Below are 13,942 nucleotides of genomic sequence, written 5' to 3' on the forward strand. Positions count from 1 at the left end.
CCTCAGCCCTTGGCGAGGTCCAGGGCCTGGCGCGCCTTGTCCTCGAGCTCGGCCAGCACGGCGCCGAGGGTATCCAGACGGTCCTGGCGGCCCTGGAGGTCGGCGGCGAGGTCGGCCTTTTCACGGTTGAGCTGGCTGATGCGGTCCTGCCCGGCTTCCAGGTCCGCCTGCAGGCGGGCCAGGTTGGCCTCCCGCTCCTCGATGCCGGCGAGGAACTCCCGGCGCTGGCTCTCCCCCGCGGCCTCGGCGGTGTTCAGGCGCCCCTGGAGGTCGTTGGCGGCGCGCTCCAGCTGCTCCCTGAGCCCGCCCAGGGCGTCCCGCTCCTCGCCCAGGTCCTTGACGGCGGCTTCCTGGAGGCTGAGCTTCTCCTGGAGCACGAAGATCTCCCCGGCCTGCTCCGTGAGCTCGTCGTCTTTGGCGGCGCACTCGGCCTGGAGCCGGGCCCGCGCCTCGGCGAGGTCGCGCAGGGTCGCCTCCTGGAAGGCCACCTGCTCCCGGGCCGAATCCCGTTCGGCCTCCAGCTCCGCGATGCGGCCCTGGGCGCCTTCCAGTTCCTGGATGCGGGCCTGCTTCACGGCCGCGTCGGCGCGCACGCCTTCGAGTTCCAGGAGGAGGTCCGAGCGGTGCTGTTCGGTCAGGGCCGCCTGGGCCTCGACGGTGCGCAGGGTCTCACGGGTCTCCGACAGGGTGCCTTCCAGGCCCTTGACCTGGCCTCCCGCCTCCCAGGCCTCCTCGAGCTGGGCCTGGAGCAGCTGGTGCGACTCCAGGAGCTCGGCGTTCTGCTGGCTCTTCTCGGCAAGGAGGGCGTTGACCAGGTCGAGCTGGTCCACCAGGCGCTTCTGCTCGTCCAGGGCGTCCTGGAGGTCGCCCCTCAGTCCGTCCTCGGTGGCGGTGCGCTCCTGGAGCGAATGGCGCAGGGCCTCGGCCTCGCCTTGGCTTTGCTGGACCTCGTCCAGGTTGCGGGTGACGGCGGCGTTGCGCTGGATGAGCTCCTCGATCTCCCGGGTCTTGCGCTCGAGCTCGTCGTGCTGCGCCGAAAGCTTGAGCTCCAGGTCCTTCACGCGCCATTCCAGGAGCTCGATCTCGCCCTGGTTGCGAACGGGCTTGTCGGGGGTGGGCAGGGGCTCCGCGGCCCAACCCGCGACGGGGGCGAGGGCCCGGGGGGCGGGGACCGGTTCGGTCTCCAGCTCCGTGCGCAGGCTCTCCAGCCATTCGTCGCCCAGGTCGGCTCCGGCCAGGTCGCCCAGGGGGTTGTCGGGATCGTCCTCCTTCATGGGCACCACCTCGGCCAGCGCCGGAATGAGGGCGGTGGTGTTGATGGGCTTGTGGAGGTACAGGTCGGCCTTGCCCTTGGTGCCGCGGTGCCGCGCGTACTCCTCCTCCGAGGCCTTGGCGCTGATGAGGGCGATCTTCAGGTCCCCGAGGGTCGGGGCCCTGCGGATGGCCGAACACAGGGCGTAGCCCTTGTTCTCGGAGGTCTCCACGCACAGGAGGATCCCGGCGTACTGCCCCGACTCCAGGCGCGTGAGGGCCCCCTCGGTGGTGTAGAGGAAGTCGACTTCGAAGGCGGATTCCAGCGGGAACTTGTGGTCCTGGATGAATCTCCGATCGCTGTCCACGACGAGGAGACGCTTGCCCATGTTCGATCCTTGCAAATGGACTTATACGATAACCCAGAAAAAAAGCTGCCGGGAAAGAATCCCGGCAGCCTTCGTGCTCGTGCCGCCTAGCGGGGCGGGATGGCGATGGTCTGCGCGCTGCCCCTGGGGGGCCTGACGAGGAGCAGCAGGGGCTTCTTGCCGCCGGCCTTCTTCACCTCGGCCTGGAAGGACTGGAGTCCGTCGACGTCCTTGGGGCCCACCGCGGTGATGACCAGACCGGGCTGGAGGCCCTTCTCCGCGGCGCCGGACCGCGCGGCCACGAAGGTGATGACCACGCCCTTGACGTCGGCGGGGACGCCGAACTGGTGGCGGTTGGCGGCGGAAAGGCCCTCCACGGAGAAGCCGTAGGACTTTTCGAGGTTCAGCTGCTTGGGATTGTCAGGGTCGGTCCTGGGCGCGGAATCCTCCTCCTCGCCGTCCTGGGCCTCGCCCTTCTGCAGCTCCTTGCGGTCGCCCAGGGTCACCTTGATGTCCTTGAAGGCCCCGTCACGCCACACGGTGACGGTGACGGACTCGCCGGCCCTGCGGCCCGCGATGGCGGCCACCAGCTGGTCGCCGCTGCGCACCTTCTGGCCGTCCACGGCGGTGATGACGTCCAGGCGCTGGATGCCGGCCTTGTCCGCGGGGGTGCCCCGGTCCACGTTGGAGACCACGGCGCCTTCCTTGATGCCCAGGCTGGACTGGAACTCGTTGTCCAGGTTGCGGGTGCTCACGCCCAGGTAGCCGCGGCTCACGGGCTTGCCGCTCTCGAGGTCGGCGATGACCCGCTTGATCATGTTCACGGGCACCGCGAAGCCGATGTTCTGGCCGTCGGGGCGGATGGCGGTGTTGATGCCGATGACCTCGCCCCGGAGGTTGAGCAGGGGCCCGCCGGAGTTGCCGCGGTTGATGGCGGCGTCGGTCTGGATGAATGACTCAAGGCCGGGGCCCGTGAGCTGGCGACCCTTGGCGGAGACGATGCCCTGGGTGACGGTGTGCTCGAGGCCCAGCGGGTTGCCGATGGCCACCACCCACTCGCCGATGCGCGCCGCGTCGCTGTCGCCCAGCTTGGCGTAGGGCAGGTGCTTGGCGTCGATCTTGATGAGGGCGATGTCCAGCTCCTTGTCCTTGCCCAGGATCGTGGCCTTGAAGGTGCGCCCGTCGGCCATCTTCACTTCGATGGTGGTGTCGCCGCCCCGGACGCCGTCGATGACGTGGTTGTTGGTGAGGATCTTGCCGTCGGGCGAGATGACGACGCCGCTGCCGCCGGCCTGGACCCGCTGCTCCTCCTCCTGGGGCTTGCGGGTGCCCGGGCGCTGGGGCCCGAAGAACCAGTTGAAGAAGTCGTCGCCGAAGGGCGACTCGCCCTCGAAGCGCCCCCGGTTCTTCACGAAGCTGGTGTTGGTGATGGCCACCACCGTGGGATTCAGCTTTTCCGCCACGTCCGCGATGGGCGGGAGGCGGTCGAGACCCCTGGCGTCCACGGTGACCGGCTGCTCCTCCTGGGCCCTTGCGACCCAGCGGTAGCTGAGCCCCATGCCCACGGCCATGCAGACGCCCGCGAAGGCGGAAAGCATGAAGAGTTGCTTGATCTGACGTTTCATAGGTTTTCCCTCGTCAAAAAAGCCCGACCCGGGCCAGGTGGTGAGTCTGGATTCTATATGATGTAAAAGATCAATTAGTTCCGCGCCGGGAACCCGTTGCGGCATCTAGTATAGACGATGAAAAAAGCCGCGGGTTTATCGCCCGGCCCCCCCAGCCGGAGATGGCGCTTCCCTGGGGAGCCGGTTGCGGCTATTCTGATGGACCCGACGGCGGATGTAGCTCAGTTGGTTAGAGTACTGGATTGTGATTCCAGGTGTCGCCGGTTCAAATCCGGTCATCCGCCCCACATCGACAGGCCCCGTGGAGTCCCGCTCCCGGGGCCTTTCCCGTTCCGCCGGGGCGCGCCGGGTTGGGTATCATGGGCGCCTGCCTCTCCTCTGGTTTCCCACTTCCTGCCAAGCCGGACCCTCCTCCCATGCCCGAACGGATCCTGATCGTCGAGGACGAACGCGCCATCGCCGACACCTTGGTGTATGTCCTTCAATCCGAAGGGTTCGATCCCGAGTGGGTGGACCTGGGCATGAAGGCGGTCGAATCCGTGCGGCGGGCTCCCCCGGCCCTGGTGATCCTCGACATCGGGCTGCCGGACGTGTCCGGCTTCGAGGTCTGCCGGACCCTGCGCACCTTCTCGGAGGTGCCCGTCCTGTTCCTCACGGCCCGGGACGCGGAGGTGGACCGCATCGTGGGACTCGAGATCGGGGCGGACGACTACGTCACCAAGCCCTTCAGTCCCCGGGAGGTGGCCGCGCGGATCCGGACCATCCTCCGCCGCGCCCGGCCTGCGCCGGTCCCCGCGGGTTTCCTGGCGGAACCCGGGTCCCGCCGCATCGCCTTCCGCGGCCAGTGGCTGGACCTCACCCGGTATGAATACGAGCTCCTGCGCACCCTCCTGGCCCGGCCCGGCCGGGTCTTCACCCGGGCCGAGCTCATGGACTCGGTCTGGGCGGGCTCCGAGGAGACCGGGGACCGCACCGTGGACACCCACATCAAGACCCTGCGGGGCAAGATCCGCGCCCTGGACCCCGCGGCCGACCCCATCCAGACCCACCGGGGCGTGGGCTACAGCGCCGACGTCCCGTGAGGCTCGGGTTCCGGCTCCTGCTGGGCGTCTTCCTCATCGTGGGGATGGCGGCCTACGTTGGGCTTTCCACCTTCTCCAGGGAGGTCAAGCCCGGGGTCCGGCAAGGCATGGAAGTGGCCCTCGTGGACACGGCGAACCTGCTGGCCGAGCTCGCCGCCCAGGACATGGCCCGGGGGACCCTGGTCCAGGGAAGGCTGGCCCAGGCCTTCCGGAACTACCAGGCCCGGGACGTCCGGGCCCGCATCGGGTGGATGACGAAGACGGGCGCCGGGCTCCGCCTCTACGTTACCGACGCCGAGGGCATCGTCCGCTTCGACAGCGACGGGGACGCCGTGGGCCAGGACTACTCCCGGTGGAACGACGTGGCCCTGACCCTCCGGGGGCAGTACGGGGCCCGGGTGACGCGCCTGGACCCGGGAAACCCCGGGACCGCGGCCATGCACGTGGCCGCCCCGGTGCGCAGGGAGGGCCGGATCGTGGGCGTGCTGACCGTGGTGGCCCCCACGGCCCTCGTGCAGCCCTTCGCTCAACGCAGCGAGCACCGGATCCGGGTGGCCGGGGCCATCCTGGTCGCGGCCTCCCTCGGCATCGGCCTGGTCCTCACCTGGTGGCTCACCCGGGACGTGACCCGTCTCCAGGCCTACGCCCGCGATGTGGGGGTGGACGGCAAGACCCCGCTGCCGGCCCTGGGCGCCCCCGAGCTGCGGGAGCTGGGTGCGGCCCTGGAGGCCATGCGCGCCCGCATCGACGGCCGGGACTATGTGGAGCACTACATCCACACCCTCACCCACGAGATGAAGAGCCCCCTCTCGGCGATCCGGGGCGCCGCGGAACTGCTCTCGGAGGACCTCCCCGAGGCGGACCGCGCCCGGTTCACGGGCAATATCCTGGAGCAGGAGAAGCGCATGCGGGAACTGGTGGAGCGCATGCTCACCCTCGCCAGCCTCCGGCACCGCCAGCAGCTCCAGACCCCCGCGCCGGTGGAGCCCGGCCCCCTCGCGCGGAAGGTGGCCGCGAGCCGGCAGGAGGAGGCCGCGCGGCTGGGTGTGGAACTCCGGGTGGGACCGGACCGGCCCGCTCCCGTCACGGGGGAAGCCTTCCTGCTGGAGCAGGCCCTCGGAAACCTCCTGGACAACGCCCTGTCCTTCGCCCCCCGGGGCAGCGCCGTGGAGGTCACCCTCGAGACGGGACCCGACACCCTCGTGATGGCGGTCCGGGACCGGGGCCCCGGCCTTCCCGGTTTCGCCCTGGAAAAGGTCTTCACGCCCTTCTTTTCCCTTCCCCGGCCCGCCGGCGGATCCCGGGGGACGGGCCTGGGGCTCTGCTTCGTCAAGGAGGTGGCCCTGCTTCACGGAGGGACCGCCTCCCTGGAGAACCATCCCGAAGGCGGTGCCGTGGCCCGCATCACCTTGCCCCGCTGAATCACACCCGCTTCACGGGGCTTCTCATGGACTTCACGGAACCCGGGGATCCTCCAGGCATCAACCCTGGAGGCCCCCATGAGGATCCCGTTCGTCCTGAAGATTCTGGCCGTGCTCGGCCTGGCCCTGCTCCTGCTGATCCCTCTTTCCTGGACACGGGAGCTCGTCGCGGCCCGCAACGCGCGCCAAGGCGAGACCGAGGCCGAGGTGGCACGCCTCACCGCATCCCCCCAGACACTCGTGGGGCCCCTCCTGGTGATCCCATACACGGTGGACGAGAAGCGGACCGAAAGAAGCGAGAAGACCGGGGAACTGCGCGAGGTATGGGAGGAACGCCAGGGAGAAACCTGCCTCGTCCCCAGGGAGCTTGAGCTCGACGGTGGGATCGGCATCGAAGCCCGGCGGCGTGGGCTCTACAGGACCCAGGTCTACCGCCTCACGGGCCCCCTGAAGGGCCACTTCTCCCTGGAAGCCGACGCGGGCATCCGCGCCGGCAGGAACCTCCGGCTGGGCACGCCCAGGGTCGTCCTGGGCATCAGCGACACCCGGGGCATCCTGAACCGGATGACGCTCGCCGTTGACGGCAGGACCCAGGAATTCCTTCCCGGCACGCGCCGCGACTACCCGGCCGCGGGCGTCCACGCCGACCTCCCGGGCCTGGACCTGGGCCGGGCCCGGAACCTCGCCTTCGAGATCCCGCTGGAGCTGATGGGCACCCGGGCCATCCGCGTGGCCCCCGTGGCGGAGGAGACCCAGGTCCGCCTCCAGGGGGCCTGGCCCGCCCCCAGCTTCGAAGGCGGCTTCGCGCCGCTGGAGCGGGCCTGGTCCGCCAAGGGCTTTTCCGCCCTGTGGAAGATTCCCAGCCTGAGCCGGGACCTGGACACCCTGCTCGCCGGCGGCCCGAAGTCGACCGCCCTCGACTTCGGCGTGGCCTTCATCGATCCGGTCAACGTCCACCTGCAGTCCGAGCGGGCCGTGAAGTATGGCTTCCTCTTCGTCCTGCTCACCTTCGCCGCCTTCCTCCTGCGGGAGCTGCTGCGGTCCCTGCCGGTGCACCCGGTGCAGTACCTCCTGGTGGGCCTGTCCATCGCGATCTTCTTTCTCCTGCTCCTGAGCCTTTCGGAACACCTGGGCTTCCCCGCCGCATACGCGCTGGCCACGGCCACCAACCTCGGGCTCCTGGGCGCCTACCTCTGCGCCGCGCTCGGGAACCGCCGGGAGGGCCTGCTCTTCACGGGAGGGCTGGGCCTGCTCTACGCGGCGCTGTACGGCCTCCTGGCGTCCGAGGACAACGCGCTCCTGCTGGGCTCCATCCTGCTCTTCGTGCTCCTGGCCGGCGTGATGCTCGGGACCCGCAGCCTGGATTGGAACCGGGCCATCCGTCCCGCCCCGGAAGGGAAGTGATGTCCGGTGGTGGGACGCCGGATCCCGATTCCGGGACGCCCTCGCCCTGCGTCATGAACCCAAGAGGTAGGAATACAAGGGCTTGATTTTGGCACCCCTTTGGCTGACCTGGACCGGATTCCCCGGAGCAGCGTCATGACAGGTCTTCTCATCGACATCCGCCAGGCGTTCCGGAGCCTTCTCCGCGCTCCGGGCTTCCTGGCCGCCGCGACCCTCTGCCTGGCCCTGGGCCTCGGCGCGAACCTGGCGGTGATCTCCCACGTGGACCGCCTCATCCTCAGGCCGCTGCCCTTCCCGGACAGCGGCCGGCTGGTGGAGGTGGATCCCGCGGACGCCCAGACCGGGGAGACCGGGCCCATGACCATGCCCGACTTCCTGGAGGTCCAGGCCAACGCCAGGGGGTTCAAGGGCTTGGCGGCCTGCACCGCGCGGACGCGCACCCTGACGGGACTGGCCGAGCCGCTGCGCGTGGACGTTGGGATGGTCACGGCGGGCTTCTTCGAGGTGCTGGGCGTCCGGGCCGCCCTGGGGCGGGTCGCCTTCCGTCCCGACGAGGAGGTGCTGCCGGCCACGGTGGGGGTGCTGCGGCACGATTTCTGGATGGCGCGGTTCGGCGGTGACCCCGGGGTGCTGGGCCGCACCCTGGATCTGGACGGTCAGGCCGTGCAGGTGGTGGGGGTGCTGCCCGCGGACTTCCGGTTCCACCGCCGGATCTCCGACTCCCAGGTGTTCGTGCCGGAGGCGGCGCCGTTCGGGAAGCGGAGTCCCGGCATGGGCACCTTCCTGGCCATCGGCCGGCTGAACCCGGGCGTTCCCCTCGCCCAGGCCCAGGCCCAGGTGCGCACCCTCGCCGCGGGCATGGATGCCCGTCGGCAGAACCCGCGGTTCGACCTGCGCGCCTCGAGCCTGCTGGAGGAGACGGTGAGCAACTACCGGCGCGTGCTGTTGCTCCTCCAGGGCGCGGTGGCCCTGGTGCTGCTCATCACCTGTTTCGACGTCGCCGGACTCCAACTGGTGCGGGACGTGTCCCGGGGGCGGGACCTGGCCATCCGCCAGGCCCTGGGCGCGGGGCGGGGGCGCATGGGGCGGCTCTTCCTCGTCGAGAGCCTGATGATCGCCGCCGTGGGCGGCACGGCGGGGATCGTGCTGAGCTACTTCATCCAGGGCGGGCTCCGCTGGCTGTTGGAGGACCTCCTCCCCATGCCGGCGCCCTCGGTGTACCCCGCGCTGCTGGCGGCGGCCCTGGTCCTGATCCTGGCCACGGGCCTGGCCCTGGCCTTCCTGTCCTGGTTCATGGCCCGCGGCCCGCGCCTGGTGGAGGTGCTCAAGGCCGGGTACGGCGCCAGCCACTCCCGCGGCCACTGGCGCGTGCTCAAGGGCCTGGTGGTGGCGGAGGTGGCCCTGTCGGTGGTGCTGCTCACCGGGGCCGGCCTCCTGATCCACAGCCTAGTGAACCTCCAGCGCGTGCATCCCGGCTTCGAGGCCGGGCCCGTGCTGACGGTGAACGTCCCCCTTCCGCCCGCGCGGTACGACCTGAAGGCGCAGCGCGCGTTCCTGGCGCGCCTGGAACCCGCGCTGACGGCCCTGCCGGGCGTCGCGGGCGCCGGCGTCAACGACACCCTCCCCTTCGTCAAGGCCACCAATGGAGGCAGCGTCACCGCGGATCCCGGGCGGGCCCAGGGGTCGGAAGTCTACGTGCGCGTCCATGTCGTGACCTCCGGTTATTTCAAGGCCATGGGAATCCCCCTTCTGGCGGGCGGAACCTTTCCCCCGGCGGACCCCGGAACCTGCATGATCAGCAGGCGCCTGGCGGAAAAGCTCTGGCCGGGCCAGGACGCCGTGGGAAGGCCCCTGTACTCCGACGGCCTCGCCCCGGTGCGGGTGGCCGGGGTGGTGGGAGACACCGCGGAGAATCGCCTCGACCAGCCCGAGGCTCCCCAGATCTACGTGCCGGCCGAATTCCACGAACTCTTCGGAGGGCCCGTGGTGGCGCTGAATGTGCAAGGCGACCCCGCCCGGTACGGCGCCCAGGTGAAGGCCGTCCTCCGGTCCCTGGATCCCGGCCTGGCGCTGCCCGAACCCCGCCCCCTGCGCGAGGCGCTCAAGGAGAGCATGGCCGTGCGCACCATGGCGGGCATCCTGTTCACCGTGTTCGGGCTCCTGGCGCTGCTGCTCTCGGGCGTGGGCCTCTACGGGGTCCTGGCCCAGACTACCCTCCAGCGGCGGCGCGAGATCGGCATCCGCCTGTCCCTGGGCGCCACCCGCCTCCAGGTGGTGGGGGGCATCCTGGCGGGCGCCGGCGTGACGGTGGGGTTGGGCCTCGGCCTGGGGACCGTGTTCGGGTGGCAGGCCGGTAGGATCCTGGGGCCGCTGCTCTTCGGCCTGGCCGGGGCGGGCCCGGCCATCCACATCGGCGTCCTGGCCATCCTCGTGCCCACCGCGCTCCTGGCCTGCGCCCTGCCCGCCGTGCGCGCCGCCCGGGTGGACCCGGCCGAGGCCCTGCGGCAGGAGTGACAGGAACCGGTTCGCCACCTTTTCCACCTTCGTCACCGGCACGGCGGAGCAGGACGACCCCGTGGGAAGGCCCGGCCAGCGCAGCCTATGAGTGCCTGGCCCCGTGCCGCCTTCCCACCCTGCGCGCCGGCACCCCGCTCCAGATCTCGCCGGCGCCCACCCGGCTCCCCTTGGACAGCACCGAGCCCGCGGCCAGGACGGCCCCATCGCCGATGACGCAGCCGGGGAAGATCACGGCCATGAGGCCCACGGTGACGTTGCGCCCGATGACCACGGGGGCGGCGTGGAGGCGGCCCCGCTCGGCCACGTGGGCCACCAGGGTGACGTCGCCGCCGATGACGGTGTCGTCCCCGATGGTGATGAGGTTCTGGTCGGACACCACGGCGGTGTTGATCTGCACCCGGGCGCCGATGCGCATGCCCATGAGGCGGTGGTAGGCGGGGAGGAAGGGGGTGAGGCGGACCCAGTTCACGAAGGAGAAGCGCAGGAAGAGGGTGAGGGCGTTGTAGCTGGCCCACCGCCAGCCCTCCCAGGACACGTAGGTGAACGTGCCCACGGGGGTGCCCTGGGCGAAGGTGACCCACCGCGCGATGGGCAGCAGGACCATGAGGGTGATGCCGAAGACGAAATAGGCCGCCCCCAGGGCGATGCCCAGGGCCAGCACGTGGAGGTTGCCGGAAAGGGGCAGGCCCTGGGCCCACACCACCAGCTTGATGGCGGGGAAGGCCGCCAGGCCGAGGACAAGGGCCGCCTCGGCGAACAGCGCCAGGGAGAGCAGCACCTGCAGGGGGGTCAGGATCCTGCGCTTCCAGACCTGCTCTGCCATGGGGACTCCGGGGGTTGTCTCCATCCTAGCCGGTCAGATCACGTAGGCGGCACCGCCGCCCGCTCTGACGCGGTCGGCCAGGTCGGCCAGGGTATGCCGGCGCAGGGCGTCCTCCATGGCCGCGGCCAGCTCGCACCACACGTCGCGGGTCACGCAGTCCGCCGCCCGGCGGCAGAGGGCGGGATCCTGGGTGCAGTCCGCGGCGCTGATGCGTCCCTCCAGGGCCTCCACCACGTCCAGGGGGGTGATGGTCCGGGGGTCCCGCGCCAGCTCCAGCCCGCCATTGGGGCCGCGGACGGCCGTCACCAGGCCCGCGGCCTTCAGGCCCCCCACCAGCACGTGGATGTATTTGCCCGGGAGCTCCTGGTTCTGGGCGATGGTGGTCACCTGGACCGGGCCCGACCCGTGCTGCACGGCCAGTTCGACCATGATCCGCAGCCCGTACCGACCTTTGGTGGAAACCTTCATCGCTTGCCTCCAGGCTCCAGTATAGGGGGAGCCGGGTATTCTTCCTATTGTCCATGGAAAAACTTGACAATTAATTTCGAACCTTTCATCCTTGGACTCCGCAGGTCCCCCAACCCCGAAAGGAGAGCCCCATGCCCCGTCCCAACCGTGTGGATTACGCCTACCAGCTCATCGGCAACACCCCCGTGGTCCGCCTGAACCGCATCGCGGAAAAGGGCAGCGCCACCATCTACCTCAAGCTCGAGAGCGCCAACCCCGGCGGCAGCGTCAAGGACCGCATCGCCCTCAGCATGATCGAGGATGCCGAGCGCACCGGCACCCTCAAGCCCGGCATGGAGCTGCTGGAAGCCACCAGCGGCAACACGGGCGTGGGCCTGGCCTTCGTGGCCGCCGCCAAGGGCTACCCCATCACCCTGATCATGCCCGAGACCATGACCCTGGAGCGCCGGGCCATCCTCAAGGCCTACGGGGCCACCCTGATCCTGACCCCGGGCCCCCTGGGCATGAAGGGCGCCGTGGACAAGGCCGAGGAACTGGCCGCGGCCGATCCCAAGTACTGGGTGGTGCGCCAGTTCGACAACCCCGCCAATCCCGACGTCCACCGCCGCACCACCGCCGAGGAGATCCTGGAACAGGTGCCCGAGCTGGACGCCTTCGTGGCCGGCATCGGCACCGGCGGCACCATCACCGGCGTGGGCGAGATCCTGGCCAAGCGCAAGCCCGGCACCCTCGTGGTGGCGGTGGAGCCCGTGGATTCCCCCCTCCTCACCCAGGGCAAGGCCGGCCCCCACAAGCTCCAGGGCCTGGGCGCCAACTTCGTGCCGAAGATCCTCAACCGGGACGCCTTCCAGCGGGTGGAGGACGTGGGCTACGAGGACGCCATCACCATCGCCCGCCGCCTCACCCGCGAGGAAGGGATCTTCACGGGCATCAGCACCGGCGCCATCGTCTTCACCGCCCTGAAGGTGGCGAAGGAACTGGGAGCGGGCAAGACCGTGGTCGCCGTGGTGTGCGATACCGGCGAGCGCTACCTCACCCACCCACTCTTCTCCGAGGCGTAAAAAAAGGGGCCGCGAACGCGGCCCCTTCTTGTGTACCATCGCGCCGGTCAGGAGGCCATTCTCGGCCGCCCCTTGCCGAAGGCGTAGCCTCCCGCCAGGACGGCCGTGTAGATGCCCAGCACGAAGGTGAACGCGAAGAACTTCCACATGCCGCCCATGCTGGTGAAGGCCAGGTAGAGGCGGTAGGAGAAGAGGGCCGTGAGCGCCTGGCAGGCCAGGACCATGCCCAGGGCGGGCAGCCGATTGAACTCGAGCCGGAAGAACAGCACCGGCAGGGCCCACAGCGCCATGGCGCCGATGAGGGGATACCACAGGTTGTTCCACAGGGACTGGAAGATGCCCTTGTGGGCGGCGATGTCCACCAGGAAGTCGCTGTTCCACTGCAGGAGCAGGATGAACCCGATGGCCATGGCGGCGAGCACGGCCACCCAGTCGAAGAGCTCCTGGACGGTGGCGTCCACCCGGATGGCGGTGTCGATCTTGTGGCCCCGGGTCTCCTTGATGAACAGAGCCCCCACCACCAGGGTCAGCAGGGCGATGCCGATGGGATAGATGAGGCCCGCGTAGATGGCGCCGCTCCCGAAGGCTTCCTTCGCCATGCCCGAGGCGGTGAGCGCCGTGGCGATCAGGGGCAGGAACCCGCCGAACCAGCCGTTGCCCAGGTGGTAGGGCAGGGACATGGACGTGTAGCGCACGTTGGTGGGGAACAGCTCCACCAGGAAGGCGGCGATGGGACCGTAGACCATGGTCACGTAGACGATCTGGAGGAACACCAGGACCATGAGCATGACCAGGTTGAACACAGGCAGCGCGGCGAGTTCCACGACCTTCTGGCCCGGAAGAAGCGCCGGCACGAAGTGGCGCATGGCCATGTAGATGGGCACGTAGGTAAGGGCGGCCAGCAGGCAGCCCCAGAGCATCACCTTCTTGCGGCCCACCCGGTCCGACAGGTGGCCGAAGAACAGGAACAGCGGCGCCCCGAAGAGCAGCGCCACCGAGATGATGAGGTAGGCGGGGAGCCAGTGCACCTTGAGCACGGCCTGGAGGAAGGTGAGGGCGTAGAACTGCCCGGTGTACCACACCACGCCCTGGCCCGCGGTGGCGCCGAACAGGGCCAGGAGCACGTAGCGCAGGTTCACGGGGTTCGTGAAGCTCTCCTTAAGGGGGTTCTTGGAGATGGAGCCGGCCTTCTTGAGCTTGGTGAACAGGGGGCTTTCCTGCATCTTCACCCGGATGTAGAGGCTGATGGCCAGCAGCACGAAGGAGATGAGGAAGGGGATGCGCCAGCCCGCGATGAGGTGGCCGGCGCCGGTCTTGAAGCCCTCTTCGCCCAGGGCCCACCGGGTGAGGCCGATGATGGCCATGCTGGCGAAAAATCCCAGGGTGGCGGTGGTCTGGATGTAGCTGGTGTAGTAGCCGCGGCGCTCGTCGGGGACGTGCTCGGCGACGTAGGTGGCCGCGCCGCCGTACTCGCCGCCCAGGGCCAGCCCCTGCAGGAGGCGCAGGAACACGAGGATGATGGTGGCCCAGATGCCGATGTGGTCGTAGGTGGGCAGGAGGCCCACCAGGGCCGTGGAGAGGCCCATGGTGGCCATGGTCACCAGGAATGTGTACTTGCGCCCGATGAGGTCGCCGATGTGGCCGAAGACCAGGGCGCCCAGGGGCCGCACGCCGAAGCCCGCGCCGAAGGTCGCGAGGCTGGCCAGCAGCTGCGCCGTCTCGTTCTGGGCCGGGAAGAACTTGCTCCCGAAGAACACGGCGAGGCTTCCGTAAAGGTAGAAATCGTACCACTCGAAAAGGGTGCCCAGGGACGAGGCCGTGATCACCCTTCGCAGGGTGGCCTTGTCCGTGAATACCTCCGGAGCGTCCAGATGGGCGGCGGCCTGTTCACTCATGCGCGACTCCTCAGGGTAGTGAACGTC

The 13,942-nt window shown here is 69.6% G+C and carries 9 protein-coding genes, 1 tRNA gene and 1 pseudogene; 6 read left to right on the forward strand and 5 right to left on the reverse strand.

All coding sequences use genetic code 11. The annotated features are described in order from the left end of the window. Positions 1–2 precede the first annotated feature (2 nt). Positions 3–1,640: a response regulator gene (locus tag ACZ5LB_RS16480; protein WP_464603293.1), complete on the reverse strand. Its 1,638-nt coding sequence runs from the start codon at positions 1,638–1,640 to the stop codon at positions 3–5. 86 nt (positions 1,641–1,726) lie between these two features. Further along, the gene (locus tag ACZ5LB_RS16485) at positions 1,727–3,244 is read right to left on the reverse strand and encodes a Do family serine endopeptidase (protein ID WP_464603294.1); all 1,518 of its coding nucleotides are present in this window, start codon (positions 3,242–3,244) and stop codon (positions 1,727–1,729) included. A 210-nt stretch (positions 3,245–3,454) separates the two neighbouring features. Here ACZ5LB_RS16485 and ACZ5LB_RS16490 point away from each other — a divergent pair. The 5 genes from ACZ5LB_RS16490 (at position 3,455) to ACZ5LB_RS16510 (ending at position 9,665) form a co-directional block, all read left to right on the forward strand. Next, a tRNA-His gene (locus tag ACZ5LB_RS16490) sits at positions 3,455–3,531 on the forward strand. 129 nt (positions 3,532–3,660) lie between these two features. Further along, positions 3,661–4,326: a two-component system response regulator CreB gene (creB, locus tag ACZ5LB_RS16495; protein WP_464603295.1), complete on the forward strand. Its 666-nt coding sequence runs from the start codon at positions 3,661–3,663 to the stop codon at positions 4,324–4,326. Next, positions 4,323–5,747 carry a two-component system sensor histidine kinase CreC gene (gene creC, locus ACZ5LB_RS16500; protein WP_464603296.1) on the forward strand — a complete coding sequence of 475 codons (1,425 nt, stop codon included), beginning with the start codon at positions 4,323–4,325 and terminating at the stop codon, positions 5,745–5,747. The genes creB and creC overlap by 4 nt, the downstream gene beginning before the upstream one ends. A 78-nt stretch (positions 5,748–5,825) precedes the next feature. Then, positions 5,826–7,151 (forward strand): cell envelope integrity protein CreD, encoded by a 1,326-nt coding sequence (gene creD / locus ACZ5LB_RS16505; protein WP_464603297.1) that lies wholly within the window; start codon positions 5,826–5,828, stop codon positions 7,149–7,151. 135 nt (positions 7,152–7,286) lie between these two features. Then, positions 7,287–9,665, forward strand: coding sequence for an ABC transporter permease (locus tag ACZ5LB_RS16510; RefSeq protein ID WP_464603298.1), 2,379 nt, complete (start codon positions 7,287–7,289; stop codon positions 9,663–9,665). A gap of 85 nt (positions 9,666–9,750) precedes the next feature. Here ACZ5LB_RS16510 and ACZ5LB_RS16515 read toward each other — a convergent pair whose 3' ends face one another. Continuing rightward, positions 9,751–10,491, reverse strand: a complete 741-nt coding sequence (locus tag ACZ5LB_RS16515; protein ID WP_464603299.1) for an acyltransferase — start codon at positions 10,489–10,491, stop codon at positions 9,751–9,753. 33 nt (positions 10,492–10,524) lie between these two features. Beyond that, on the reverse strand, positions 10,525–10,959 hold the full coding sequence (locus tag ACZ5LB_RS16520) for an RrF2 family transcriptional regulator (protein ID WP_464603300.1): 435 nt from the start codon (positions 10,957–10,959) through the stop codon (positions 10,525–10,527). A gap of 131 nt (positions 10,960–11,090) precedes the next feature. Here ACZ5LB_RS16520 and cysK point away from each other — a divergent pair, with 131 nt between their 5' ends. Beyond that, positions 11,091–12,020, forward strand: a complete 930-nt coding sequence (cysK, locus tag ACZ5LB_RS16525) for a cysteine synthase A (RefSeq protein WP_464603301.1) — start codon at positions 11,091–11,093, stop codon at positions 12,018–12,020. A gap of 494 nt (positions 12,021–12,514) precedes the next feature. On the opposite strand, the pseudogene ACZ5LB_RS16530 reads toward cysK, so the two are convergent. Further along, positions 12,515–13,915 (reverse strand): annotated as a pseudogene (locus ACZ5LB_RS16530) (MFS transporter); the annotation flags it as partial. Between the last annotated feature and the right edge of the window lie 27 nt (positions 13,916–13,942).

The organism is Mesoterricola sp. MK458 (assembly GCF_055384935.1).